Origin of the sequence: Clostridium swellfunianum, from assembly GCF_023656515.1 — a bacterium.
In the GTDB taxonomy this organism is placed as follows: Bacteria; Bacillota; Clostridia; order Clostridiales; family Clostridiaceae; genus Clostridium_AT; species Clostridium_AT swellfunianum.
Genome location: NZ_JAMOFV010000006.1, coordinates 4,173,540 through 4,198,082 on the forward strand (window position 1 = coordinate 4,173,540; position 24,543 = coordinate 4,198,082).

General features: G+C 35.2%; 26 protein-coding genes and 1 other annotated feature. Of the genes, 6 read left to right on the forward strand and 20 right to left on the reverse strand.

Annotated elements, in window-relative coordinates; genetic code table 11:
- The first annotated feature begins 34 nt into the window (after window positions 1-34).
- A complete protein-coding gene (gene dapA, locus NBE98_RS19850; protein ID WP_250816744.1) occupies window positions 35-922 on the forward strand; it encodes a 4-hydroxy-tetrahydrodipicolinate synthase in 888 nt (295 codons plus the stop codon).
- 25 nt (window positions 923-947) lie between these two features.
- Window positions 948-1,703 carry a 4-hydroxy-tetrahydrodipicolinate reductase gene (gene dapB / locus NBE98_RS19855; RefSeq protein ID WP_250816745.1) on the forward strand — a complete coding sequence of 252 codons (756 nt, stop codon included), beginning with the start codon at window positions 948-950 and terminating at the stop codon, window positions 1,701-1,703.
- A gap of 48 nt (window positions 1,704-1,751) precedes the next feature.
- Here the strand turns inward: dapB and NBE98_RS19860 are convergent, their stop codons facing one another.
- Window positions 1,752-2,903, reverse strand: coding sequence for a pyridoxal phosphate-dependent aminotransferase (locus NBE98_RS19860; protein ID WP_250816746.1), 1,152 nt, complete (start codon window positions 2,901-2,903; stop codon window positions 1,752-1,754).
- 147 nt (window positions 2,904-3,050) lie between these two features.
- On the opposite strand from NBE98_RS19860, the gene dapD reads away from it, so the two are divergent.
- The gene (gene dapD, locus NBE98_RS19865; protein WP_250816747.1) at window positions 3,051-3,761 is read left to right on the forward strand and encodes a 2,3,4,5-tetrahydropyridine-2,6-dicarboxylate N-acetyltransferase; all 711 of its coding nucleotides are present in this window, start codon (window positions 3,051-3,053) and stop codon (window positions 3,759-3,761) included.
- Between the two features lie 44 nt (window positions 3,762-3,805).
- Here the strand turns inward: dapD and NBE98_RS19870 are convergent, their stop codons facing one another.
- The 3 genes from NBE98_RS19870 to pdaB form a co-directional block, all read right to left on the reverse strand.
- Window positions 3,806-4,483, reverse strand: coding sequence for a single-stranded DNA-binding protein (locus tag NBE98_RS19870; RefSeq protein ID WP_250816748.1), 678 nt, complete (start codon window positions 4,481-4,483; stop codon window positions 3,806-3,808).
- Window positions 4,484-4,561: 78 nt separating this feature from the next.
- Window positions 4,562-5,077: a hypothetical protein gene (locus NBE98_RS19875; RefSeq protein WP_250816749.1), complete on the reverse strand. Its 516-nt coding sequence runs from the start codon at window positions 5,075-5,077 to the stop codon at window positions 4,562-4,564.
- 127 nt (window positions 5,078-5,204) lie between these two features.
- Entirely contained in the window at window positions 5,205-5,957 is a 753-nt protein-coding gene (pdaB, locus tag NBE98_RS19880) for a polysaccharide deacetylase family sporulation protein PdaB (protein WP_250817639.1), read from the reverse strand.
- 202 nt (window positions 5,958-6,159) lie between these two features.
- Here pdaB and NBE98_RS19885 point away from each other — a divergent pair, with 202 nt between their 5' ends.
- Complete coding sequence (locus NBE98_RS19885; protein ID WP_250816750.1) at window positions 6,160-6,387, forward strand: alpha/beta-type small acid-soluble spore protein; 228 nt, start codon at window positions 6,160-6,162, stop codon at window positions 6,385-6,387.
- 147 nt (window positions 6,388-6,534) lie between these two features.
- Complete coding sequence (locus NBE98_RS19890) at window positions 6,535-7,059, forward strand: DUF4364 family protein (protein WP_250816751.1); 525 nt, start codon at window positions 6,535-6,537, stop codon at window positions 7,057-7,059.
- On the opposite strand, the gene NBE98_RS19895 is transcribed toward NBE98_RS19890, so the two are convergent.
- From NBE98_RS19895 to NBE98_RS19905, 3 genes are all read right to left on the reverse strand, one after another.
- A complete protein-coding gene (locus tag NBE98_RS19895) occupies window positions 7,056-7,940 on the reverse strand; it encodes a YncE family protein (protein WP_250816752.1) in 885 nt (294 codons plus the stop codon). The genes NBE98_RS19890 and NBE98_RS19895 overlap by 4 nt on opposite strands.
- Window positions 7,941-8,055: 115 nt before the next feature.
- The gene (locus NBE98_RS19900; RefSeq protein WP_250816753.1) at window positions 8,056-9,357 is read right to left on the reverse strand and encodes a bifunctional folylpolyglutamate synthase/dihydrofolate synthase; all 1,302 of its coding nucleotides are present in this window, start codon (window positions 9,355-9,357) and stop codon (window positions 8,056-8,058) included.
- Between the two features lie 144 nt (window positions 9,358-9,501).
- Window positions 9,502-12,147: a valine--tRNA ligase gene (locus tag NBE98_RS19905; RefSeq protein WP_250816754.1), complete on the reverse strand. Its 2,646-nt coding sequence runs from the start codon at window positions 12,145-12,147 to the stop codon at window positions 9,502-9,504.
- 54 nt (window positions 12,148-12,201) lie between these two features.
- Window positions 12,202-12,426 (reverse strand) — a binding site (T-box leader).
- 181 nt (window positions 12,427-12,607) lie between these two features.
- On the opposite strand from NBE98_RS19905, the gene NBE98_RS19910 reads away from it, so the two are divergent.
- Window positions 12,608-13,489, forward strand: a complete 882-nt coding sequence (locus NBE98_RS19910) for a CAP domain-containing protein (RefSeq protein WP_250816755.1) — start codon at window positions 12,608-12,610, stop codon at window positions 13,487-13,489.
- A gap of 68 nt (window positions 13,490-13,557) precedes the next feature.
- Here the strand turns inward: NBE98_RS19910 and aroD are convergent, their stop codons facing one another.
- The 13 genes from aroD to NBE98_RS19975 form a co-directional block, all read right to left on the reverse strand.
- A complete protein-coding gene (gene aroD / locus NBE98_RS19915; protein ID WP_250816756.1) occupies window positions 13,558-14,343 on the reverse strand; it encodes a type I 3-dehydroquinate dehydratase in 786 nt (261 codons plus the stop codon).
- 83 nt (window positions 14,344-14,426) lie between these two features.
- Window positions 14,427-15,152, reverse strand: a complete 726-nt coding sequence (locus NBE98_RS19920; RefSeq protein WP_250816757.1) for a YybI family spore inner coat protein — start codon at window positions 15,150-15,152, stop codon at window positions 14,427-14,429.
- Between the two features lie 81 nt (window positions 15,153-15,233).
- Window positions 15,234-15,398 carry a hypothetical protein gene (locus NBE98_RS19925; protein WP_250816758.1) on the reverse strand — a complete coding sequence of 55 codons (165 nt, stop codon included), beginning with the start codon at window positions 15,396-15,398 and terminating at the stop codon, window positions 15,234-15,236.
- A 144-nt stretch (window positions 15,399-15,542) separates the two neighbouring features.
- A complete protein-coding gene (locus tag NBE98_RS19930; protein WP_250816759.1) occupies window positions 15,543-16,097 on the reverse strand; it encodes a nucleotidyltransferase family protein in 555 nt (184 codons plus the stop codon).
- Window positions 16,098-16,123: 26 nt separating this feature from the next.
- The gene (gene ade, locus NBE98_RS19935) at window positions 16,124-17,815 is read right to left on the reverse strand and encodes an adenine deaminase (protein WP_250816760.1); all 1,692 of its coding nucleotides are present in this window, start codon (window positions 17,813-17,815) and stop codon (window positions 16,124-16,126) included.
- Window positions 17,812-18,729: a xanthine dehydrogenase family protein molybdopterin-binding subunit gene (locus NBE98_RS19940; RefSeq protein WP_250816761.1), complete on the reverse strand. Its 918-nt coding sequence runs from the start codon at window positions 18,727-18,729 to the stop codon at window positions 17,812-17,814. Before NBE98_RS19940 ends, ade begins: the two co-directional genes overlap by 4 nt.
- Before the next feature lie 11 nt (window positions 18,730-18,740).
- Window positions 18,741-19,976 carry a xanthine dehydrogenase family protein molybdopterin-binding subunit gene (locus NBE98_RS19945; RefSeq protein ID WP_250816762.1) on the reverse strand — a complete coding sequence of 412 codons (1,236 nt, stop codon included), beginning with the start codon at window positions 19,974-19,976 and terminating at the stop codon, window positions 18,741-18,743.
- Between the two features lie 19 nt (window positions 19,977-19,995).
- Window positions 19,996-20,466: a (2Fe-2S)-binding protein gene (locus NBE98_RS19950; RefSeq protein WP_250816763.1), complete on the reverse strand. Its 471-nt coding sequence runs from the start codon at window positions 20,464-20,466 to the stop codon at window positions 19,996-19,998.
- On the reverse strand, window positions 20,459-21,322 hold the full coding sequence (locus NBE98_RS19955; RefSeq protein ID WP_250816764.1) for an FAD binding domain-containing protein: 864 nt from the start codon (window positions 21,320-21,322) through the stop codon (window positions 20,459-20,461). The genes NBE98_RS19950 and NBE98_RS19955 overlap by 8 nt, the downstream gene beginning before the upstream one ends.
- Before the next feature lie 70 nt (window positions 21,323-21,392).
- Window positions 21,393-22,727, reverse strand: a complete 1,335-nt coding sequence (locus tag NBE98_RS19960; RefSeq protein ID WP_250816765.1) for a 5'-deoxyadenosine deaminase — start codon at window positions 22,725-22,727, stop codon at window positions 21,393-21,395.
- 18 nt (window positions 22,728-22,745) lie between these two features.
- Window positions 22,746-23,573, reverse strand: a complete 828-nt coding sequence (locus NBE98_RS19965; RefSeq protein ID WP_250816766.1) for an FAD binding domain-containing protein — start codon at window positions 23,571-23,573, stop codon at window positions 22,746-22,748.
- Complete coding sequence (locus tag NBE98_RS19970; RefSeq protein WP_250816767.1) at window positions 23,570-24,061, reverse strand: (2Fe-2S)-binding protein; 492 nt, start codon at window positions 24,059-24,061, stop codon at window positions 23,570-23,572. The genes NBE98_RS19965 and NBE98_RS19970 overlap by 4 nt, the downstream gene beginning before the upstream one ends.
- 16 nt (window positions 24,062-24,077) lie before the next feature.
- On the reverse strand, window positions 24,078-24,542 hold the full coding sequence (locus tag NBE98_RS19975) for a (2Fe-2S)-binding protein (protein WP_250816768.1): 465 nt from the start codon (window positions 24,540-24,542) through the stop codon (window positions 24,078-24,080).
- Window position 24,543: the final 1 nt, after the last annotated feature.

Consider the following 24,543-nt stretch of genomic DNA (forward strand, 5'->3'; position numbering starts at 1 on the left):
CAATTTAGTCAATATAATAAGAGGAGGCTATGAAATGAGTATTTTTAAAGGTTCTGGAGTTGCTATTGTTACTCCCTTTAACGAAAGCGGAGTGGATTTTGTAAAATTGAGAGAGCTTCTTGAGTGGCATATATCCCAATCTACTGATGCCATAATAGTATGCGGAACAACAGGTGAAGCTTCTACTATGACAGAGGCTGAAAGAAAAGAGACAATAAAATTTACCGTTGCTACTGTCAACAAGAGAATACCAGTCATTGCAGGAACAGGTTCAAACAACACAGCTGCTTCCATCAGCATGAGCAAGTGGGCTGAAAGCATAGGCGTAGATGGGCTTCTTGTTATAACTCCTTACTACAATAAGACTACACAAAAAGGACTTGTGGAGCATTTTAAAGCTATAGCAGAAAGTGTTGATATTCCAATAATACTGTATAATGTGCCTTCAAGAACGGGCATGAATCTTGAGCCTAAGACACTTCTTACTCTTACTAAATATAAAAATATTGTTGCTGTAAAAGAAGCTAGTGGTAATATTAGCCAGATAACAAAGATTAAAGCTATATGCGGTGATAGAATAGATATATATTCAGGAAATGATGATCAAATAATACCTATTATGGCGTTAGGTGGACTTGGAGTAATATCTGTGCTTGCAAATATTATTCCAAAGGATATGCACGATATGTGCCATCTATTCTTAGATGGAAAGCATGAAGAGGCACTTGCACTTCAACTAAACTGTTTAGCTTTAAATGATGCTGTGTTTATTGAAACGAATCCTATTCCTGTAAAAACTTCATTGAATCTTTTAGGCATGAAAGTTGGAAACCTAAGGCTTCCACTTTGCGAAATGAGCGATGGGAATTTAGAGGTTCTAAAAAAAGAACTTATTAACTATGGCTTAAAGCTTTCAGAATAAAACTTGCAGTGAAAGGATGAATTATATGGTAAATATTTTATTAAATGGCTGCTGTGGAAAGATGGGAGCTACTATATCAACTCTTTCTAAAAGCTATCCTAATTTAAAAATAGCCGCTGGAGTTGACAAATTTGGCAAGTCTTCTGATTATCCAGTATATGAAAATATTCTTGCCTGCACCGAGAAGATTGATGTTGTTCTTGATTTCTCCAGGCCTGATTCCCTAGATAATTTGCTTGATTATTCCAAGCAAAATAATATTCCGGTTGTATTATGTACAACTGGTTATACTAATGAACAGATTGAAAAAATTAATGAATACAGTAAAACTATTCCTGTATTCCGTTCTGCAAATATGTCCTTAGGAGTAAATATAGTAAATAATATATTAAAGAAGGTAAGCTCCCTCTTATATAGTAATTATGACATTGAAATAATTGAAAAGCATCATAATCAAAAGGTTGATTCTCCTAGTGGAACTGCCCTTCTTCTTGCTAACACAATAAAGAATGCAATTCCAGAAGAAACAAATTTCGTGTATGGAAGAGAAGGCATAGGAAAAAGAAGCCATAAAGATATCGGCATTCATGCAGTAAGAGGCGGAAGCATAGTTGGAGATCATGAAGTAATCTTTGCCGGACAGGGAGAGTCTATAGAAATAAATCACTATGCAGTATCAAGAGATGTTTTTGCTGCAGGTGCCTTGAAAGCCTGTGAGTATATGGCTGGAAAATCTGCTGGGCTTTACTCCATGGATAATGTTTTAGAAAACGCTATATAAATTTCAATAGGGACATCACCTTTACGGTGTGTCCCTATTTTATTAATGTTAGAAACTTTCCTTTAACCACTTCTCAAGTCTATTCATTCCCTCTTCTAGGCTTTCCATGCTGTAGGAATAAGATATTCTAATATATCCTTCTCCTCCAACTCCAAATGCTGACCCTGGCACTACAGCAACATAACCTTCTCTAAGAAGTCTTTCACAAAATTCTTCGCTGGTTAACCCATATTTCTTTATCGAAGGAAACATATAAAAAGCACCTTTGGGTAGTACAACATCCATTCCCATAGCTGTAAGTCTGTCATACAAGTAATCTCTTCTTTTTTTAAACTCTTCTTTCATTTCCTCTACATCACCCAAACATGATTTCAGACCCTCGTAAGCTCCCCATTGCACAATTGATGGAGCACAAGACACGTTGTATTGATGAACTTTCATTATTTGATGCATGAAATTACTAGGAGCGCAAACATAACCCAGTCTTAATCCAGTCATAGAAAACATTTTTGAAAAGCCACTTACTAAGATTACCTTATGTTTTATATCCTTAAACTGGCAAATCGAGTAGTAATTAATTTCATAACATAATGCACTATATATCTCATCACTTACTACTATAATTTCTTCATATTTAAGAAATTCGTAAAGCTTATCCCTGTCTTCCTTTGAAAGAAAAGCTCCTGTTGGATTACTTGGATAAGATACGACTAACACCTTTGGTCTTTCCCTTTGGATAACAGCTTTAACTTCTTCAAAATTTATAGTGAAATCTTCATTTAGTTGATAGTTAACTACTTCTCCGCCAACAAGCTTTACGCAGCTTTCATAAGCAGGATAGGCAGGAGAAGGTATAAGCACTTTATCTCCTTGGTTTATAATAGACATAAATACAGATAATAAAGCCTCGCTGCCTCCTATGGTTGTGCATATCTCCTCTGCTTCATAATTTATATCGAAGCCTTTTAAATAAGAAGCTATTTGTTGTCTTAATTCTATTATCCCTGCATTTGACGTGTATCCTGTTTTATTTTCATCAATGGCCTTTATCATGGAAGCTTTTATTTTTTCGGGCACATTAAAATCCGGTTGCCCTAGTGTTAATGAAAGGGCCTCAGGCACTTCTGCTACTTTATTGAAAAATTTTCTAATCCCAGATATTTCTATACTTTGTACATTTAGCGAAAACATATCCTTCATATTATATGCCACCTTCTTTTGTATCCAATTATTAAACATTATATACTTTATTTCTAATATTATAAAGATTTTCTTCTATTGCATTACTACTCCATTTAATATAAAATGTTTTTATTAAATTTATACAGTATAAGAGGAGGCTATAATATGGAATACAATTTAACAGATCCTTATGAAATTGCACGCTACATAAAGGAAGCAAAAAAGACTACTCCTGTAAAAGCCTATGTATCAGGTAATCTTAAAGGCAGTAACTTCGGCAGCATAGATGTTTATGGCAGCGAAGGATTTTACATACTATTTGGAGAAAGCAATGAAGTTACAAACTTTATATTAAACAACAAAGGAAAAATAGAAAAGTTCAAACTTGAAAATGATAGGAGAAATTCAGCTATACCACTAATGGATATTTTAGATATAGAAGCTAGAATAGAACCTGGCGCTATTATAAGAGATAAAGTATCCATTGGAAAAAATGCAGTAATAATGATGGGTGCTGTAATAAATATAGGAGCTGAAATTGGTGAAGGTACCATGATTGATATGAATGCAGTTGTAGGTGCTAGAGGCAAGATAGGGAAAAGAGTTCACTTAGGTGCTGGAGCAGTAGTTGCAGGCGTTCTTGAACCACCAAGCAAAGAACCTTGCATAGTTGAGGATGATGTACTTATTGGAGCAAATGCTGTAATACTTGAAGGTGTTAAGATAGGAAAAGGCTCAGTAGTTGCTGCAGGTTCAGTAGTTACAGAAGATGTTCCTGCTGGAGTTGTAGTAGCTGGAACTCCTGCTAAAATAGTAAAAACAGTAGACGAAAAAACAAAAGGAAAAACTGAAATACTTGATGATCTTAGAAAATAAAAACTCAGCAGTGCATTTACTCGCACTGCTGAGTTTTTCAATTATTAATCTTCTAACTCTTCTAAGATGCTTTCTGCATTAGCATCCTCTAATGATGGAGAATCCTTACCTACCTTTTCCATCTTTGAGATTGAAACTTCATAGGCTATTTTCTTAATAGTTTCAGTTTCAGATACTTTCTTTTCGTATTCTCTGCTTTGCAATCTTCCCCATACCCTGATATTATCACCAACTTGAAGTCCCTGGCAGAATCTAGAATTTCTTCCCCAAGCTATTGTTGGTATGTAGTCAGATTTATTATAGGAACGGTTAACTGCCAACAGCATGTCAGCAATTTCTCTTCCAAAAGGAGTTGTCCTGTAAACGGGCTGCTTGCATATATAACCATCAAGGAATATTTGATTTGGATTTTTGCTCTTTTCTATACAAAACTCCACATTCCTTGCAAAAACCGAAAGTATAAGTCTGTTTGCTCCATCTACAAACTTATTATAGGATCTTAATTGTCCTTCTACTATTACTTCACTTCCTGCCTTAAGTTCCATTCCTCCTATAAGTCTTTCTGAAACTGTCACGCTTAAAATATCTTTAGCATCGCTTAACCTTGGGACTTCAAGATTAAAGGTATAAAATCCTTCACCGTACATCTCGTGGCTAAATTGGAGGTCAGAGCCTATCTGGCCCTCCAAATAAATCTTATTGTTTAACATTAAATTATCCATTAGTAACCCCTCTTTCCCTTCGTTTTAAATTCCATCACAGAATATAAATATTCAAAAACAAAATAAAATATAACTTTTTTAATTTAAAACTAATAATTTTTTCTGTAGTGTTTTCTCTAGATAAGTTATATTTTTTCCTTCTAGTATAGATATTGTTATAGCTACCATAGCTGCGTAAAGTTCATTATCATCATAAAATTTTATGTACACCGGAATTTCTTGAGGTTCTATATTTTCCCCAATTCTTTCACTCAGATACCTTTGGAGGCAGTAAACAAAACTTTCTCCATTATCTTCAACACTGGATACTGTAACTGTGTTCTTGATCCCAAAACCATAAGTTATCATATTCCCATAAATATTTATATTGCCTTCCAGTTTTGCATCCATATTTACGAAACAGTAACCTGCTCTTAAATTAATTTCATTATTACTTTTTTTAGCTTTATTAAGTATTACATAATCAAGGTCTTTATCCTTTAAGTTTTCAATGCTTAAGAAACGGTGGTCAATATGCAGCAAATCTAATACATTGCTTAAATAGGCTTTAAAACTTTTTTCATTAAAACCCTCAACAACTGCTAGTGTTATCATATAATCTCCTCCTGTCTTAAAGGTTATTTAACTTTATTTTAAGCAGGACGTGCTATTTTATACTGTCCAATATTTTAAGGAATTTATTTCCATTATACTGTATTTAAACTTACTTTTATAGTGTTTTTTATTTCGATATCTGCTTTCCTGAAGCATCGATGTAGAAATTATCCTTATAAATTAAATCTGATACCTTAACAAAACTATATCCATCTTGTTGAAGTTTATCAATTAACTGCGGCAAAGTTTCAGGCGTATATTTTGCAGTATTATGAAACAACAATATTGAGCCAGGCTTGGTCTTTTTCATAACTCTATTATATTCAATACTTGGTCCGTGTTCTTTCCAATCAATGCTGTCTACGTCCCACTGAATTGTATAACGTCCTAAACTTTGAACCGTATCCAAAACAGTATCATTATAAGAGCCCTCAGGGCACCTAAAAAGTTTAGTACCTTGCCCAGTAAGCTTCATTATTTTTGAATCGCAAAGCATTATTTCTTCTATAAGCCTTTCCTTAGATATATTGCTCATATTAGGATGCTTATTAGTATGATTTCCAAGTTCATGTCCTCTTTTAGCCATTTCCTTAACCAGTTCCCCGTTGTTATCAATCCACCCTCCTACAAGAAAAAAAGTTGCCTTAACATTATATTTGTCAAGAATATCAAGAATTTTTGCTGTAGTATCTTCACCCCAGCTTATATCAAAGGTTAAGGCTATTTTCTTTTCCTTTGTATCTACCGAATAAATTGGCACTTTTTTATGTACTAGTCTAAAAACACCCATATTCTTGTAGTTTAGCCCTATTGCTATAAATGAACTTGCTGCTAGTAACATTAAAGCTAATATAAATCTTTTAGTGCTTAAATCTTTTATTTTCCACTTTCTCATATCTCTCCCTCTGTTAAATTTCTTTACCCTATAATTTTATTCTCTAGATGAGATTATATGACCAAATTTAGCAGTGGTTAATTAAGGCAATAATTCCTTTAATAGTACAGTATAAAGCAATATTGCCTGTACAAAATATAAATGGATACATAATGAGTAAGTAAATATGGATAAAGGAGGCACTATCATGGCATTAGGATCATCAGGCAGCAGAAGAACTCAATTGGTTCCAGAAGTTCATAAAATACTAGACAATATGAAGTATGAAATTGCAGAAGAATTAGATCTTGGAGTACATCAAGGTTCCGAAGATTATTGGGGTTCCGTATCCTCAAAAAACTGCGGCCGTGTTGGCGGAGAAATGGTTAAACGACTTATAAGTCTGGCCGAAAAAGAATTATTAAATGGAAAATAATTATAAAACTATACATAAAATAAAAAGCACCGATTTATTTCGGTGCTTTTTATGCTATAATGTATTATATATAATTTTATTATCAGCTTAAAAGGCAGCAACACTGCTGCTCTCTGCGCACATAGAGGACTATACAGGGGGTAAAATATGTTTGGAGATACTTCAGAATTAGCAGAAAACAAATTGCTCTTGCTTTATATTTTTGATAAAATAAAGCTTCCAATTTCAAATATACAAATAACGCAAATTATACTAGAGAATAATTTTATAAACTACTTCACTCTTCACCAATACATATCAGAGCTTGTAGCATCAAAGTTTCTAGAATATGCTGGTGAAGAATCCAAGCATAGACTAGTCATAACTGAAACAGGCTCGAAAGTTCTATCAATGTTTGGAGAAAGACTTTCAAAAAATAAAATAGAAACAATTGATAAATACTTGAAATCAAACTTGGAAAAAATCAAGAAAGAAGTTACTGTATCTGCTGACTATACTATAGAAAACGACAATAATTATATAGTAAACCTAAAGGCAATGGAAAATAAAATAATACTTATAGACCTAAAAGTAAATGTTCCTACTAATAAGCAGGCTCGTGAACTTTGCAGCAAATGGAAAAATAACTCAGCAGAACTCTACAATAATATAATGAGGCAGTTAATAGATTAGTATATAGTCATTGCTGTAGGTTCTTTTCCTACGGAAATGACTTTTTTGTTTCCATTTTTAAGATTTAGCTGCAGTATTATATCATTATAGCTGTCACTTACATAAATATATTCCTCATGCTTTATAATAGCTCTTGGCATGCCTCCTGTTTTTATCCTTTTAATTTCCTTTAAATTTTTAATATCCACAATACTTATTGTTCCATCTCCAAGATTTGATACATAACAGTAATTTTTCTCAGTAAAAATATCAACCGGGGAGTTGCCTACCTTTATCTTACCAACCCTTTTTAAACCGTTTAGCTCTATAATGCTTAAGGTCCCATTACTCTTTATTCCCATATTGCTTTCTGCTACTAATATAAACTGTGAACTTTCATCAAAAACTGCCTTTGTCGGATAATTCGAAGACCTTATGTTCAAGATATTTTCTTTGTTTCTGCAATCTATAAGAGTTATACTATCACTGTGCATATTAGCAACAGCAATAAATCCTTTTGTTTTGTCAATACTTATGCTGTATGGGAAGCTTCCACAAGGAATTTCTTCAATTATTTTCTTTTTAGTTAAATTGAAGATAATGATACTATTAAGCTCTCCGCATACAACATAGGCATTATCTTCGGAAACTTCAACCCCATTACAATGCATACCAATAAAATACTCTTCTATCTGCATCATCTGAGCCATGTCCAATATAGACAGGCTGTTGTTGTAACTATTAGCAACTAAAAGTTTATCTTTATATGCACATATTCCTTGCGGTCCAATCCTGCTAATCTTGTCCACACCTAAGGGTATTCTTCTTTCTTCATAAAACTCAGCTAAATTGATTTGCGAAATGTAATCTGAAGAAGTATTGCATATGAACAAACTACTCATTTTATTCACCCCCGCTATATTAATATATAATATGTAGAGAGTGAGAAACTGTTAATAAAAAGTAAGATTAAATTTAAAATCAGACTGCCGAAGAACATAATGTTTAAATTGTTTTTTAATGCCTTACAACTATCTTTCTCATATCTCCAATCATGTATAGCGAACCTGATATAAGCAGTAAATCCTTATTATTACAATAGGAGAACGCCTCTTTATAGGCTTGTTCGTAGTTTTCTATAACCTGAACATTAGAATTAATCTTTTTTATTTCTTCAGCCAATTCACTAGCAAGCTCTGCTCTTTCAGAGTTTGGTGTTACCGCTATGACCTTATATGCTTTTGGCACTATAGTATCTATCATTTCCTTCACTTGCTTATCTGCAAGGATACCCAGTATTAGAACTACTTTTTCATAGCTAAAGTACCTTTCTATACTTTCAGTAAGCTTTTTAATTCCGTCTATGTTATGAGCACCGTCTATAACCACTAGCGGATCTTGATTTATAACTTCTAGCCTTCCTGGCCATTTAACTTTCCTCAGTGCTGATATTATATTTTGCTCGCTAATATTTATTCCCTGCTTAATTAATTCTTCTGCTGCAAAAACCGAAACAGCACAGTTTAGAAGCTGATGTATTCCTAAAAGCGATAGTTCTATATCATAGCTCTGTTTATCCGTTCTTATTAATACTGTCTGAGTGATTCTGTTTTTGCCTGTTTCATCTAAAGCATTTAATTTTGCGCATTCATTAGGAACTTCAATTATCTTAGAACACTTTTCTTCTGCAACTTTTTTTATAACCCGTAGGCTATCCAACTCTTGGGGATAAACTATCACGGGCACTCCCGATTTTATAATTCCTGCCTTTTCATAGGCTATCTTATCTAGAGTATCCCCTAATATTTTCATATGATCATAGCTTATAGAAGTAATTATGCTTAAAATTGGAGTAATAACATTGGTAGAATCTAGCCTTCCTCCAAGACCAACTTCCACCACAGCATAATCTACCTTCACTTCATGAAAATACAAAAACATAGCACAAGTTATAATTTCAAATTCAGTAGGATGTTCATATCCAAGCTCTAAAACCTTATTCACTGCTTCCGCTACCCTTGTAACTATTCTGCTTAAGTCGACCTTTGATATGTTGGCTCCATTAATCTGTATCCGCTCTTCAAATTCTTCAAGATAAGGAGAAGTATACATGCCAACCTTATAGCCTGCTTTCTTTAGAATCTCAGTAAGCATAGCAGTGGTTGAGCCTTTACCATTTGTTCCTGCTATATGTATGCACCTAAGTTTTTTATGCGGATTATCTAAAAGCTCCAATACCTTTTCAGTTCTCTCAAGGCCAAGATTACTGCCAAACTTGGAAGTGTTTTTTATGTAAGTCATTGCTTCATAATAATTCATGAGACCACCTTCTTACTAAAATTAAATGAGGAAATTTAATAAATATATATTTATAAGAATATGTATTTATAAGAATATAAGAATATAAGAAGATATCTTCTTATATTCTTATATTTTTCAATTTGTATGCTTTTAAAGTCAATATTAATTTAAGCTTTCAATTCTTTGCATTACAGCCTTAAGCATTTCTTTATACTTTTCACCCTTTGCTTTTTCCTCTTCAACAACATCAGCTGGAGCCTTGCTTACAAATCTTTCATTTGAAAGCTTTTTCTCTACTCTGTCTATTTCGGCTTTAAGCTTAGATTTTTCCTTACTCAATCTTTCAAGTTCTTTTTCCCTATCTATTAAGTCAAGAAGAGGAATATATATTTCAGCACCTGAAGTTACTACTGATACAGCGTTTTCAGGAATTCCTTCCTTAAAAGCTAATAAATCAAGCTCTGAAGCTGAAGCTAGTTTTTCGAAGTAAATTTTTCCTGATTCAAATGCTTCCTTTGCTTCTGCTGCTACATACGCCATAAGCTTTGCTTTTCTTGATGGTGGTACATTCATTTCTGCTCTTACATTTCTTATACTTCTTATAGCATCGATGATATATCCCATCATTTGCTCTGCTTCATTATCATTCAGATTTTCTTCATACTCTGGCCATTTTGATATCGTGATTGACTCGTATTCTGCACCAAGATGAGTATATATTTCTTCAGTTATAAACGGCATTACTGGATGCAAAAGCTGCAAGCTTGTAGTTAATGTCTTGTAAAGTACGTTATAAGCTATACCCTTTTGCCTTTCATCAGTTCCATAGAATACTGGCTTAACTAATTCTATATACCAATCGCAGAATTCTGTCCATATAAAATCATATATTTTTTGTGATGCTATACCAAGCTCAAACTTTTCTATATTATCAGTTATCTCTCTAACTACTGTATTTAATCTTGAAAGCATCCACTTATCAGCTAAAGTATATTCTTTAACATCCTTATACTTTTCCATAAGGTCTCTATCAAGATTCATCATAACGAATCTTGAAGCATTCCAAATCTTGTTTGCAAAGTTTCTTGCTGCTTCAACCTTCTCCTGCTGGAATCTTACATCGTTGCCTAGGGAATTTCCTGCTATAAGCATAAACCTAAGTGCATCTGCACCATACTGATCTATGATGTCAAGAGGATCTACACCATTGCCTAAGGATTTTGACATCTTAACACCGTTAGCATCTCTTATTATTCCATGCATTAAAACAGTATCGAAAGGAATTTCCTTCATATTATGCAGCCCTGAGAATATCATTCTTGCTACCCAGAAAAATATGATATCATAACCAGCTACCAGCGTGCTTGTTGGGTAGAAATACTTAAGGTCCTCTGTTTCATTTGGCCAGCCTAGTGTTGAGAAAGGCCATAGTGCTGAACTGAACCAGGTGTCCAAAACATCATTCTCCTGCTCAAGTTTCTCACTGCTGCACTTTGAACAGCTAGCTGGAGTTTCTTCAGCAACTATCATCTCACCGCAGTCCTTGCAGTACCAAACCGGTATTCTGTGTCCCCACCAAAGCTGTCTTGATATGCACCAATCCTGTATATTTTCCATCCAGTTGAAATAAATCTTTTCAAAGCGCTCTGGAACAAACTTTACTTTTTTATCCTTTACAACTTCGATAGCAGGCTTTGCAAGACCTTCCATCTTTAAATACCACTGCTTTGAAATCATTGGCTCAATGGTTGTGCCGCATCTGTCATGAGTACTTACATTGTGAACATGGTCTTTTATCTTTACAAGGAAGCCCTGCTCCTCTAGATCCTTAATGATAGCTTTTCTAGCTTCGTATCTGTCCATGCCAGTGTACTTGCCACCTTGATGGTTGATGGTTCCATCATCGTTCATCATATTGATTTCAGGAAGATTGTGCCTCTTTCCTACCTGATAGTCGTTAGGATCATGAGCTGGTGTTATCTTAACTGCTCCTGTTCCAAACTCCAAATCTACATAATCATCTGCTATTATTGGAATTTCCCTGTTTACTAAAGGAAGCATCAATGTTTTTCCTACAAGATGAGTGTATCTTTCATCCTTTGGATTCACTGCAACAGCTGTATCTCCAAGCATGGTCTCAGGACGGGTTGTTGCAATCTCAATAAACTCTCCTGTGCCAACTACCTGATACTTTATATGCCAGAAATGTCCGTTCTGCTCATCATATTCTATCTCAGCATCTGAAAGAGCAGTCTTACATTTTGGGCACCAGTTGGTTATTCTGTTTCCCTGATAAATTAAGCCTTCATTGTACAGTTTAACAAATACGGTTCTAACAGCTTTGTTTAAGTTTTCATCCATTGTAAAGGCTTCTCTTGTAAAGTCTGCTGAAGCTCCCATTTTCTTAAGCTGCTGTCTTATTCTCTCTCTGTACTCGTCAGTCCATTCCCAAACTTTTTCCAGAAAGGCATCTCTGCCCATTTCCTTCTTTTTTAAACCCTGCTTTAAAAGCTCGTTTTCCACCTTAACTTCAGTAGCTATACTGGCGTGGTCCTCTCCTGGAAGCCATAGAGTACTGTAACCCTGCATTCTTTTAACTCTTATCAAAAAATCTTGAATAGTGTTGTCTAGGGCATGCCCTAAATGCAGCTTTCCTGTTATATTTGGAGGTGGCATCACAATTGTGTAAGGCTTCTTTTCTTTATCAACTTTTGGAGTAAAATATCCTTTTTCCTCCCAAGTCTTATAAATTTTTTCTTCAAATTCTTTAGGGCTATAGGTCGTTGCAATATTTTTTGTTTCTTCCATATATTTCATCTCCTTATAATGATTATTTTTGACAAATAAAAAAGTCTTCATCCATAAAAGGACGAAGACATACTCGCGGTACCACCTTTTTTCCTACAGACAGCAGTCGATAGGCTCTCAAAATCATAACGGCAAAGAACACCGTCTTGCTCTACTAGTATTTCAAGCAAGAAGCTCAAAAGCTACCTTCAAGGCTTTTTGTATAGAAGGTCTTACAGCCGCTGAACCTTCCTCTCTAAATACTCCTTAACCTTTACTCCTCTTTATCAAAGCTTTTATTAACATTATTTTTATTTATATTATTAATTATTATACTATTAATTTAAATAGTGTCAACTGCTTTTAGAAAATATTTCTTATCATTTTAACCCAAATACCGTTTATAAATTTCTAATTTAAACAAATGATAATACTGTATAAAAAATTATTAATAACCGCGTAGGCGAAAGGATGAAAAATCGTGAAAAGAAAAATTTATGTTTTTGCATTAGGCTTATCCTTAATTTTTACTGCTTCCTGTACTCCTCGGCAAAAAAGTTTTATAAACAACAAACTGCCTAACAATGGACAAATAACTGGACATAGTCAGCCTATTCAAGGCATAGAGTCTTCAGTCTCTAAAATTGGCGATATTCAAAAGGTGAAAGTTATAGTCGATAAAGCAAATATTACCTCTGGCTGTGGAAGCAATACTTCAGTGCTTCAGTCAGCAGCAAAAAATAATACCCTTGATGTTGTAAGCCAAGTATCCGACTGGTTTGCAGTAAAGCTTCCAAACAATCAGATTGGTTTTGTTCCTAAGTCACAGGCAAAGCCAATAGTAGTAGAAAATAAAACTCCTCAAATTACTACTGATGCCTCCGGTTCAGGAGCTGCCCCCTCACAAGCTTCAGGCGGGGTTACCAATTCAACGGCTCCTAAAACTCCTAGTGCACAAACAAATTCAAGCACCTTAACTTCCCAGGAGCAGGAAATGCTTAAGTTAATTAATCAGGCAAGAGCGCAAAATAATGTTTCACCTCTTCAAATAGATATGCAGGTAACAAATGTTGCTAGAGTAAAAGCTCAGGATATGATTGATAATAATTATTTCAGTCATAATTCTCCAAAGTATGGGAGCCCTTTCGATATGCTTAAAGCCTTTGGTGTAAGTTATGTAGAAGCTGGCGAAAATATAGCAGGAAATCAAACCATTCAAAACGCTCACAATGCCCTCATGAATTCACCGGGGCATAGAAAAAACATACTAAATCCAGATTACACTCATATTGGTCTTGGAATAAGAAATGGCGGTCCTTATGGAAATATGTTTTCACAAATGTTTGTCAGCAAGCCTAAATAGCAAGCTAGACTATAACTACCAGTAAAATATGTTTTTTAAAGAAATAATAATAAACCAGTCTCAGAATTTTAAAATTCTGAGACTGGTTTATTATTCAAAATTTTATGTGTTATTTGTAGGGCTTCGTAAAGAGCATCTGATTCTATCTGCCCTGGCGCAGAAGATTGCCCAACGCTTCCAAATGTTAACGAAGAACCAAACATTTCTCCAATAAATCTTGTGACAACGCCTAAATCTGACATTGCTACTGCCACTATAGGCCTGTCAATATATTCTTCATTCGCTTTTACTATGGACGTCATCAATTCCAGCACATCTAATTTTGATTTAGGCATCACTGCTATTTTTAAAATATCAGCTCCTAGTTCCTGCATCTTCCTTAGCCTATGTATAATTTCATTTTTAACAGGAGTTTTTTCAAAATCATGATTGGAAGCAATAACCTTTACTCCTGAAGCCTGTGCTGTTTTGATAATATCCGCAACTTCCTCATCACCTGTGAGAACTTCAACATCCATCAAATCAACCAAACCTGATACAGAAATAATTTTATTAATTTTCACATATTCATTTTTATGTATTTCTTTTTTTCCCCCTTCATTAGCTGTTCGAAGTGTAAATAAAAGTGGAATATTATTTAAAACAGAAGTTAATTCAAATAAAACTTCTTTAATTTTTTCTACCTCTAAAGCATCTTCAAAATAGTCTACGCGCCATTCCACAATATCTACATGCATATTTTCAAGTTTTAAGGCCTCTCTTATTATTTGATGCTTTGTTTTTCCCACAATAGGCACACAAATTTTAGGAATACCTTCGCCTATCACTACATTTCTAATTTTTACTGTGTTCATATTTTCCTCCACAAAAAACTGTGCAACCTCTTTTGAATAACATTATAACATATCATTCAAATTGAGTTTGCACAGTTTTTTTGTTATTTTCCCGCTCCTATAATAGCTATATTTTGATTTTCCAACTCAAAATTATTGTTTTGCCATTGTAGTGTGTTTAAAATAAACCCTAGAGCATCTGCATTAAATCTTCCTGCTACCTTTTGATATGCAAGCAACTGATATACGCCATTATAATCAAAATCAACCGGATATAAACCACTCAATGGATTTACAAAGCCTTCAAGAGGTTCTTTTAGCTGTCCGTTCTCGTCATAAATCTCATTTAAGTAATCTTTATCTCTTTGGGAAATATCTATTATATATTCTTTATTGTTTTTTTCACTTACAACCTGAACTTTATAATTATCCTTATAAGCAACTAAATATTTATACTCCTCGTTGTACACCTCAAAGTCAAAAATCAGCTTAGAATTGTTGTCTACATAAGAATAAATGTAATGATACATAGTTGCCCCGCTGCCTCCAGTAACAATGCTTATAAGTATATCCTTTACTCCATCCCCTGTAAAATCCCCTAAAAACAAGGTTGGGTCATAGCCCGCATTTTCCTTGAGAACTATTGCAGCAATTCTTCCTGTCATTCCATCCTTTATTATTAAGGTAATATTCTGTACAAAAGGACTGTCTGGCGTTTTTGTGCCGACTAAGTAGACTATGTCAGTAATTTTATCTCCATTCACATCCCCTCTTGCATAGGCAACAACTTGTGGACGCACTTTATCTTCTCTAAAATAGTTAATATACATAAAAGACTCCTTAAAATAATAAGCTTTGTATATATTCTATGAAAGAGAGAGTCTACCTGCCACACATTAATCCTCATTAAGCTACTGTATACTATTTTGTGTATCAGCTTTTTCACTTTCCTTTGTAATACTATCTTTTATCTTCTCCCTTACCTCTGGATTGCTGTATAGTTCAGCACCTGCTTCCATCATATTATTACCTAGCGCAGCCATTCTAAGCTGCATTTTAGTTAGTTTCTTAGCCATTTGTATTTCACCTCTTTACTATGTTTTTCAAGGTTTATTTTTCTATGCACTTTTTCAATTATTAAGTAATAAATTTGTTAAACCTAAAAATATTGTTTTATAACACAAAAAAGCTGCCTCAATAACAGGCAGCGTAATTGCAAACTATTTCTTTATAGAATTATAGCTAACTTCATCATCAATATCAACAAAGATACTATTATCCATTACTTCCACCCAATGAATATCATTAGGATTGCTTTTTATTATAGCTCTAGCACCCTTGTCACCTTCATTTTCTAAAAGCTCCTTAAAATATTTTCTGCTTATAATAACTGGATTTCCTCTTTTCCCATTGAAAACTGGTACAGCTATAGCTTTGTTATCTGAAATAAATTCATCACACAATTTATCAATTATATTAGGTGTAACGTAGGGCATATCTCCTAAAAGAATCATTACAGCATCTCCTTCAAAGTTTTCAAGACCTTTTTTAATAGAGGTGCTCATCCCTCGTTCAAAGTCTGCATTATACAGCTTATTAATATCTGTATTTATATCATACTTCCCATATACCAAAACAAGTTCATCTAGTTTGGATTCTTTGGCGTTTTCTATTACTGTTTCAATAATTGATTTATTTTCAAGCTTTAGGTTAAGTTTATCCTTTCCCATCCTGGATGCCTTTCCAGCACCAAGTATAATTCCTCTTATGAGCATACGATAGTTCCTCCTTTGTAAATCCTTTAGCAAAATAAATCTATAAACTTAAACTCTTCAAAGTTAAATAATCCTCTTGCGGTAAGTTTTATATCTGGTATAACTGGTAGAGCCAAAAATCCAAGAGTGAGATAAGGATCAAAATCCTCCTTAACGCCAAAACTTCTTGCAAGCTTGTTTAAACTCTTTATTTTTTCCAAAACTATAAAAGGATTTTCTGAAGTTATTAAACCTCCAATAGGCAGACTTAAGCTTTCTAACACTTTTCCTTCAGATACTAGGGCAATTCCTCCACCAAGTTCAATTATAGCTTTTACTGCCAGAGACATATCCTCATCATTATCACCAATAACTATAATATTATGAGAATCATGGGCGATACTTTGTGCAATTGAACAGTTTTTAAGTCCAAAACCCTCAACAAAACCGATACCTCTTTTTCCTGTAGCCTTGTGTCTTTCAAAAACTGCAATTTTAAGACAGTCTGAAGCTTCTGTTCCAACTACCAAATTATTATCAACTAGAGCTTTTCTTCTCTTTTTTATTGTCTCTACAGAGCGAGGTACAAGCTTTATTGTGTTTATATATTCTCCTTTTGCTTCAACCTTAAAATCTTCAGTGGTCACAGTTTTAAGAACTATTGAATTTCCTAAGTCAGCTTTTGAAAAGCTTAATTCTTTGTTGTATATCTTCCCATCTTTAATTACCGTTCTTATATTCAACCTATTTAAATCCTCAAAGATCACTAAGTCAGCAATATAGCCTGGTGCTGCTGCGCCTTTATCTCTCAGTCCATAGCATAAAGCTGCGTTATAGGCAGCAATTGTGTAAGCCTTTATCGGTTCAAGTCCTTGTTCTATTGCAAGCCTTATAGAGTTATCAATAGTTCCAGCTTCAATCAAATCCTCAATATGCCTATCATCGGTACAAAATAGAAATCTGCTGTAATTATCCATATTAATAGCGGGGAGCAAATCTTTCAAATTTCTTGTAGCCGAGCCTTCCCTAAGCATAACATACATGCCCAGCTGTATCTTTTTAAGAGCTTCAGTATAGTTAGAACATTCATGATCTGTTTTAATTCCACAGCTTAAGTATGCATTCAGCAACTTTTGAGAAATTCCTGGGCAGTGCCCATCAATATTCTTCCCCTGAAACATCATTAGTTTGTCAATCATATCCTGTCTTCCACTTGCTACTGCAGGAGTATCCATAACCTCTCCCAAGCCTAAAACCCTATCGTTTCCTATAAGTTCTGAGAACTCATCAGCTTTAAGTACTGCCCCTGAATCTTCAAATTCTGTGGCTGGTACACATGAAGGGAGCATAAATAAAATATCCATAACACTTCTTTTACTGTTTTCCAGCATAAATTCTATTCCTTTTAAACCCAGAACATTCGCTATTTCATGAGGATCCGCAATAGCTGTAGTAACACCTCTTCTTATTAAAAGCTGAGAGAAAACCTCCGGGGTTACCATGGAGGATTCTACGTGTACATGAGCATCTATGAAACCTGGAGAGACATAAAGCCCAGTGCAATCAAGCTCCTGTTCACCTTCATAATTTCCTATTCCGACTATTCTATCTCCATTTATTGCTATATCATTTTTTTCAATGCATTGAACGAAAACATTTATTATATTAGCGTTTTTCAAAACCAACGGTGCTTTAATTCTTCCTACAGCAATATCAATATCTTTCTTTAGTTCTCTCATATGGACCGCCTCTTTTCTACAAGCTCTTTCATAACCTTATCCGGTGAAGCTGGCAAATCGTAAATTCTTACTCCTACAGCATCATAAATAGCGTTTATTATAGCTGGCGCTGTAGCTATCATAGATGGTTCTCCAAGACCCTTAGCGCCGTAGGGACCACTGTCTTCAATCTCTTCTACAAATATGGTTTTAATCTTTGGCACATCCTTGCTAGTTGGAATTATATAATCATTGAAGTTTGAATTTTTAATAACTCCTTTACTAAAAATTATTTCCTCCATAATACCATAACCAAGTCCCATAGCACATCCTCCTTGAATTTGCCCTTCTGCTTGGAGAGGATTTACTATTTTTCCTGAATCATGGCATGCTGTTATCTCTAAAACATTAACTTTTCCTGTTTCATCATCCACCTCAACCACAGCCTTGTTTACTGAGAAGGTATAGGGCCAGTATGGGTTTCCCTCTCCTGTTTCTAAATTTACTGAGGTAGTATTAGCTTTGAAGTAGCCTTCAGCTTTTAAAGATATATTGTTTTCTCTCATATAAGCAAAAGCTATTTTAAAATTCTCTATATTACAATTATCAATATTTTGCCTCAACTTTTTACAAGCATCTAGTACTGCATTTCCTGTATTATAAGTTTGTCTGCTGGCTGCAGCAGTTCCTGAATCCCTCATATAAGCTGTATTTGTATTTTTGATAGTAATATAATCGAGATTCATATTAAGTGCCTCACTGGCAATCTGACTCATTATATTCTTTCCACCCTGTCCAACATCTGTAACCTCTACATACACCGTAACTGTTCCATCGCTGTTAAGCTCAGCAGTAGCTCTTGACTCATCAGGGAAGCCATTGCCGTAACCTGTACCGTAAATCATACAGCCATATCCCACACCAATTTTTTTCAAAGCTATCCCCCCTACTTAAGAACTATTTCTTCAAGATTAGCTATTTCTTCAATACATTTTTTCATGCCTACACTAGTTTCAAGTATTTGTCCTGTTGGCATAACACTGCCATCCTCTACTGCATTCATGTACCTAAACTGTAGTGGGTGGATTTGCATCAATCTAGCAAGTTCATCCATCTGGCTTTCATAAGCTAGCGCCGCCTGAGCTGCTCCAAAGCCTCTCATCGCACCACAAAAGGAATTGTTTGTATAGACTGCAAGAGCTTGAATATCCACATTAGGCACCTCATATGGTCCAACTGCATGAACAGCAGCTTTTCTCAGAACATTCATCCCCCAAGAGCAATATGCTCCCGTATCTCCATATATTGTAGCCTTAAGTGCACAAAGCTTACCTTGAGCATCTACACCTGTTATATAATGCATTTTTATAGCATGACGTTTACAGTGCGTAACCATAGATTCTTCTCTTGAATACACTATCTTGACAGGCTTTTTCGTATGATAAACGGCTAAAGCAGCATGGCATTGAAGAGTTATATCTTCTCTGCAGCCAAAGGCTCCACCAATAGCTGTATTTTTTATTATTACATTATCTTCAGGAATACCAAGACTTCTTGCAACTTCTTCTCTATCATAATGGGGGTACTGTGTCGCTACATTTACCTCAACATTCCCATCCTCATCATATCTAGCAACAGCCGCCTCAGGTTGAAGCACTGCATGGTCTATATGCGGAGTTGAATACCAGTTCTCAACTGTATAAACAGCTTTTTTAAAACCTTCCTCCATACTGCCTTTTTTTATTTTAAGATCATACAATATATTGCCGTTTTCTCCTAAGATTGGTGCATCATCAGCAAGTGCTTCCTCTATGCTGAAAATGCCTTTGTATTCTTCATACTCAACTTTAATAAGACTCAAAGCTTTCTTTAAAATATCCTTGCTTTCAGCCACAATTAAAACTATTGGGTCGCCAGCTCTCTTAATCATATTGTGAACCAATACGGGCTGATCCTTAAATACTACTCCGTGAAGCTTTTCACCTGGTATCATAGTATGATCTATTACAGCTGCAACACCTTTAAGCATTTTTGCTGCTTTCATATCAATATTTTTTACTTTGCCATAAGCTATTGAGCTTCTAAATACACCTGCATAAAGCATACCTTCAAATTCTATATCATCAGGATAAATTGCCTTACCCATTACCTTTTCCAAGGCATCTTCCTTTTTTATATTCATACCTACAACCTTTAGCACCTTATCCCCTGCCCTTCATATATTTTTGAGCAAGCCCTACACCTTCGACTATCTTTTGATAGCCTGTGCATCTGCAGAGGTTGCCAGAGATACCTTCTTTTATTTCTTCCACTGTAGCATCAATATTTTTATCTAGTAAAGCTTTGGCACTTAAGACCATTCCTGGTATACAGTAACCGCACTGAACTGCTCCTGAATCCAAAAAAGCCTTTTGAATGGGATGGAGCTCTTCAGTAGAAATACCTTCTATAGTTGTTATCTGTGAATTATTACAGGAAGAAGCTAAAACCAGACATGAGTTAACGGTCATTCCATCTAAAATAACTGTACATGCACCGCATTCCCCTTGGCTGCAACCTTCTTTAGTTCCCTTTAGTTTGAGCTCCTCTCTTAAAAAATCCACAAGTCTTAAGCTTGGAGAAACATGCCCTACAAATAGCTTTCCATTTACAATAACACTTATTTTACTCAATGGCTACACCACCTTTAGCTAGTGCTTTTTTAACCGCTTCTGTATAAACACCTTTTACTGCCTCTCTTTTGAATGGAAGCGTAGGTCTGTCTTTTATGCTCCTGTATACTCTTTCCTCAAGTATATCTAAAAGTTCTCTTTTAAGAAGATATCTATAGTCCTTTCCGTGTGCAAGATACTCAAGCTCATAAGCCCTAAAAGGATGCTTGCCCACAGCACCTAAGGCAACCTTGATATTATGAAGCTTATTTTCTACAAGATTAAAACTTATTGAAGCGCTTAACCTTGCTATGGACAGAGAATTTCTCTTGCCTAGCTTGTAGAAACCGCTTAATTCATTCCTATCATTAAGAATAATTCCAACTAATAGCTCATTAGATTCAATTTTGTATTGGTTATGCTTTAAGAAGTAGTCATCGCATCTTACAAGCCTACGTGTACTTATGCTTTCAATTATAAGTACAGCGTTCAGACTCATAAGGCATGGAACTATATCCGCTGCCGCAGCGCCATTTATTATGTTGCCTCCTATGGTTGCCCTGTTTCTTATTTGTGGTGATCCCATTAACTCTGAACAGTCTCTAAGGCAGGTAAATCTATTTATAAAGATATCATTTTCCAATATATCAGTGAAGGTAGCCATGCTTCCTATAATAATGTGATGAGCAAAATCTTTAATTTTTTTAAGTTCCTCAATCTTAGTTAAATCCACCAGATAGTCTGCTTCAGTTTTGTTCTTATTCAAGTCTATAATTAAATCCGTGCCTCCAGCTAAAAGCTTTACCTTTGACAAGTTGTTTAAAAGTTCCTTTGCCTCCTGCAAAGTCTCTGGCTGAAAAACCTCTATTAAATCCATAAAACTACGCCTCCTATCAATATAGTGTTGGGTCGTCTAAGCCTAATTTTAAAAACTGCTCCATAATATATCAGCAATTTATGCCTGCTCTCTTCCATATTCTTTCAATGCTTTCATTGGCCTTTGTAATTATTTCCTTTTCATCCAAGGTAAGCAATTTTCTATCTTCCATTAAAATCTTTCCATTTACTATGGTTGTATCTATATTTTCCGTCTTTCCAGAAAACACGATCTGGCTTTCAACATTATTTCTAAAGCTTGGTGCATTATATACCTTGTTTAGGTCTAAAAGTACTATGTCAGCCTTCTTTCCTTCCTCAAGAGAGCCTATTTCCTTTTCCTTTCCCATTACCTTTGCACCGCCCATGGTAGCAAGATAAAGGACTTTGCTGCAATCCATAGCCTTTGGTCCAAGACTGAGCTTTTGAATTAAAGAACTCAATCTCATTTCTATAAAGGCATCGAGATTGTTTGAACAGGGAGGACCGTCTGAAGCAAGACCTATGTCTATTCCTTTGTCCATAAGCTTTGGAATTTTAGCTACTCCCGAAGCAAGCTTAAGATTTGAGGCTGGGCAGTGAACTACCTTTGTTCCTGATGCTTGGATTAAGTCTTCTTCTTCTTCATCCAGCCAGATGCAGTGCGCCAATATCAAATTTTCATTTAAGAGTCCAAGCTTTTTAAGATAAGTTATATTTCTCATGCCTCTATCTTTTTCAACAAATTCTATTTCTCCTCTGTTTTCTGAGGCATGAGTATGAACCTTGACACCATAATGCTTTGAAAGCTTTTCAACTTCAAGCAAAAGCTCTTCAGAGCAGGATACTACAAATCTTGGAGTAAAGGCATATTCAATTCGTCCTCCGTCTCTTCCGTGCCACTTTTGAAGAAGCTCTATGCTTTCTTTAATAGAACTTTCTTTACGCTCCATAAGGCTTTCAGGGACATCAGAACCATAATCCATCATAACCTTTCCAGTTATAGCTCTTATGCCGCTTTCATATATAGCTTGAATTGCTCTGTCAGTATGGTGTACTGTTTCCATATCAACAATTGAAGTAGTTCCTCCTCTTATAAGTTCACTTAAGCCAAGCTTGGCAGAGTAATAAATGCTTTCCTCATCATGAGCTCCTTCCAGTGGCCAAATTCTGTACTTAAGCCAGTCTAAAAGCTCCATGTCATCTGCCAAGCCTCTAAAAAGAGTTTGGCAGAGGTGAATATGAGGCTGAACAAAGCCTGGCATTGCCACCTTTCCTTCAGCCTCTATAACCTTATCAAAATCTCCGTATATTTCTTCAGTGCAGATTCTTTCAATTTTGTCATCAATTATGAGAAGGTTTCCTTTAAACTTTGAAAGCTTCTCGTCCATGGTTAAGATAAAGACATTTTTAATCAAGGTTTTCATAATTCAACCTTCCTTCTTTTATTCCCAAAGTCTTAGAATAAGATTTCTGCAAACTGTTCTTCTATATTCTGCTGAAGCTCTTAAGTCATCTATTGGAGTAACACTTTTGCCTATTATATCTCCTGCTTCTTTTAAAGTTTTTTCTTCAAGTTTCTTTCCCTTTAAAAATTCCTCTGCTTCTTTAAGCCTTAATATTTTAGGAGCAACAGCGCCAAATACAAGCCTTATATCTTTAATAACCCTTTCTTCTGCGTTAATTAAAGCTCCCATGGAAGCAACTGAAATAACCATCGCTCCTCTTAATCCTACTTTTTCAAAGTAAGAGGAATAGTCTCTATAGGCTTTATTTAAAACAATATATTCTATAAATTCATCATTCTTAAGATCTGTCTTTCCTGCTCCAAGAATAAAGTCTTCAACTAGAACTTCCCTTGCTCCCCTTAAACTTCTAAGAACAATAGAAGCTTCTAAAAGAACTAAGGCTAAAGTTCCATCACCGCTTGGAGAAGCATTTTGCACATTCCCTGCTAAGGTAGCTCTGTTTCTAATTTGAGGGGAGCCTATAGTTTTAACAGCATCTACCAGTACCTTAAAATCTTTCTTTATAAGATCATTTTCACATATTTCGCTTAAAGTTACATTACAGCCTATATAAATTCTGTCTTTCTTTTCGAGTATTTCCTTAAGCTCAGCTATTTCTGTTATATCTGTAGTTGGCTTGCAGATATACTTATTGCTTCTTAAAGCTACTGTTATATCAGTACAGCCTGCTGATATTCTTCTTTTTTCATTGTCTATGTTAGGCAGCAATTCACTAATAGTTTTAGGTATGAATACTTCCATCATCTCACTGCCCTCCTAGTTTCCTTTTTATTTCTAAACCTTTCTGCTGCCAGCTCAACAGCATCAACTATTTTTACGTATCCAGTACATCTGCATAAATTGCCTTGAAGCTCTTCACGAATTTCCTCACGAGTTGGGCTTAAGTTTTTGTCTAAAAGCACCTTTGTGGACATAACCATACCTGGTATACAGAAGCCGCATTGTACTGCTCCCGCATCTACATAAGCCTGCTGAATAAGTTCAAGCTCCTCCAAAGTGTTCTTTCCTTCTATGGTGTAAATATCTTTGCCATCTGCCTGGTAAGCATATACCATACAAGAAGCAACCGTTCTATTTTCCATTATTACCGTGCAGGCACCACATTCGCCTTCACCACAGCCTTCTTTAGTTCCTGTTAATCCCAACTCTTCTCTAATAAAATCTAATAATCTGTCTCTTGGATTAACATCAGCCGTCCTCTGTTCCCCATTTATTTTAAAGGTTATCTTCACCTTAATCCCCCCATTTTTAAAGCACAAGTTCATTAAGCTTTAGTTCCTCTACGCTCTTAATTATCTGATTATAGCCTGTGCATCTGCATAAATTGCCATCTATGGCTCTCTTTATTTCCTCTGCGTTTGGCTCTGTATTTTCATATAAAAGCCCCAATATTGCCATGATCATTCCAGGAGTACAGAAACCACACTGCACTGCACCTCCTTTAAGCAGCTTTTGTTGTAGAGGATGAAGCACCTCTGCCCCAACTCCTTCGATAGTTATAATTTCGCAGCCTTGAATCTGACCTGCCATAACCATGCAGGAATTTACCGCTTTTTTATCTATAAGGACTGTACAAGCACCGCATTCACCTATAGCACAGCCTTTTTTAGTTCCTGTTAGTTCCATATCTTCTCTTATAAAATCTAAAAGACTTTTAGTTGGGTCTGCATCAGTAATCACTTTAGTTCCGTTTAAGATAAATTCAAGTTCCATA

Coding starts and splice junctions, on each gene's coding strand:
- dapA (WP_250816744.1), top strand. CDS start 35: ATGAGTATTTTTAAAGGTTCTGGAGTTGCTATTGTTACTCCCTTTAAC.
- dapB (WP_250816745.1), top strand. CDS start 948: ATGGTAAATATTTTATTAAATGGCTGCTGTGGAAAGATGGGAGCTACT.
- NBE98_RS19860 (WP_250816746.1), bottom strand. CDS start 2,903: ATGAAGGATATGTTTTCGCTAAATGTACAAAGTATAGAAATATCTGGG.
- dapD (WP_250816747.1), top strand. CDS start 3,051: ATGGAATACAATTTAACAGATCCTTATGAAATTGCACGCTACATAAAG.
- NBE98_RS19870 (WP_250816748.1), bottom strand. CDS start 4,483: ATGGATAATTTAATGTTAAACAATAAGATTTATTTGGAGGGCCAGATA.
- NBE98_RS19875 (WP_250816749.1), bottom strand. CDS start 5,077: ATGATAACACTAGCAGTTGTTGAGGGTTTTAATGAAAAAAGTTTTAAA.
- NBE98_RS19885 (WP_250816750.1), top strand. CDS start 6,160: ATGGCATTAGGATCATCAGGCAGCAGAAGAACTCAATTGGTTCCAGAA.
- NBE98_RS19890 (WP_250816751.1), top strand. CDS start 6,535: ATGTTTGGAGATACTTCAGAATTAGCAGAAAACAAATTGCTCTTGCTT.
- NBE98_RS19895 (WP_250816752.1), bottom strand. CDS start 7,940: ATGAGTAGTTTGTTCATATGCAATACTTCTTCAGATTACATTTCGCAA.
- NBE98_RS19900 (WP_250816753.1), bottom strand. CDS start 9,357: ATGAATTATTATGAAGCAATGACTTACATAAAAAACACTTCCAAGTTT.
- NBE98_RS19905 (WP_250816754.1), bottom strand. CDS start 12,147: ATGGAAGAAACAAAAAATATTGCAACGACCTATAGCCCTAAAGAATTT.
- aroD (WP_250816756.1), bottom strand. CDS start 14,343: ATGAACACAGTAAAAATTAGAAATGTAGTGATAGGCGAAGGTATTCCT.
- NBE98_RS19920 (WP_250816757.1), bottom strand. CDS start 15,152: ATGTATATTAACTATTTTAGAGAAGATAAAGTGCGTCCACAAGTTGTT.
- NBE98_RS19925 (WP_250816758.1), bottom strand. CDS start 15,398: ATGGCTAAGAAACTAACTAAAATGCAGCTTAGAATGGCTGCGCTAGGT.
- NBE98_RS19930 (WP_250816759.1), bottom strand. CDS start 16,097: ATGCTCATAAGAGGAATTATACTTGGTGCTGGAAAGGCATCCAGGATG.
- ade (WP_250816760.1), bottom strand. CDS start 17,815: ATGAGAGAACTAAAGAAAGATATTGATATTGCTGTAGGAAGAATTAAA.
- NBE98_RS19945 (WP_250816762.1), bottom strand. CDS start 19,976: ATGAATATAAAAAAGGAAGATGCCTTGGAAAAGGTAATGGGTAAGGCA.
- NBE98_RS19955 (WP_250816764.1), bottom strand. CDS start 21,322: ATGGATTTAATAGAGGTTTTTCAGCCAGAGACTTTGCAGGAGGCAAAG.
- NBE98_RS19960 (WP_250816765.1), bottom strand. CDS start 22,727: ATGAAAACCTTGATTAAAAATGTCTTTATCTTAACCATGGACGAGAAG.
- NBE98_RS19965 (WP_250816766.1), bottom strand. CDS start 23,573: ATGATGGAAGTATTCATACCTAAAACTATTAGTGAATTGCTGCCTAAC.
- NBE98_RS19975 (WP_250816768.1), bottom strand. CDS start 24,542: ATGGAACTTGAATTTATCTTAAACGGAACTAAAGTGATTACTGATGCA.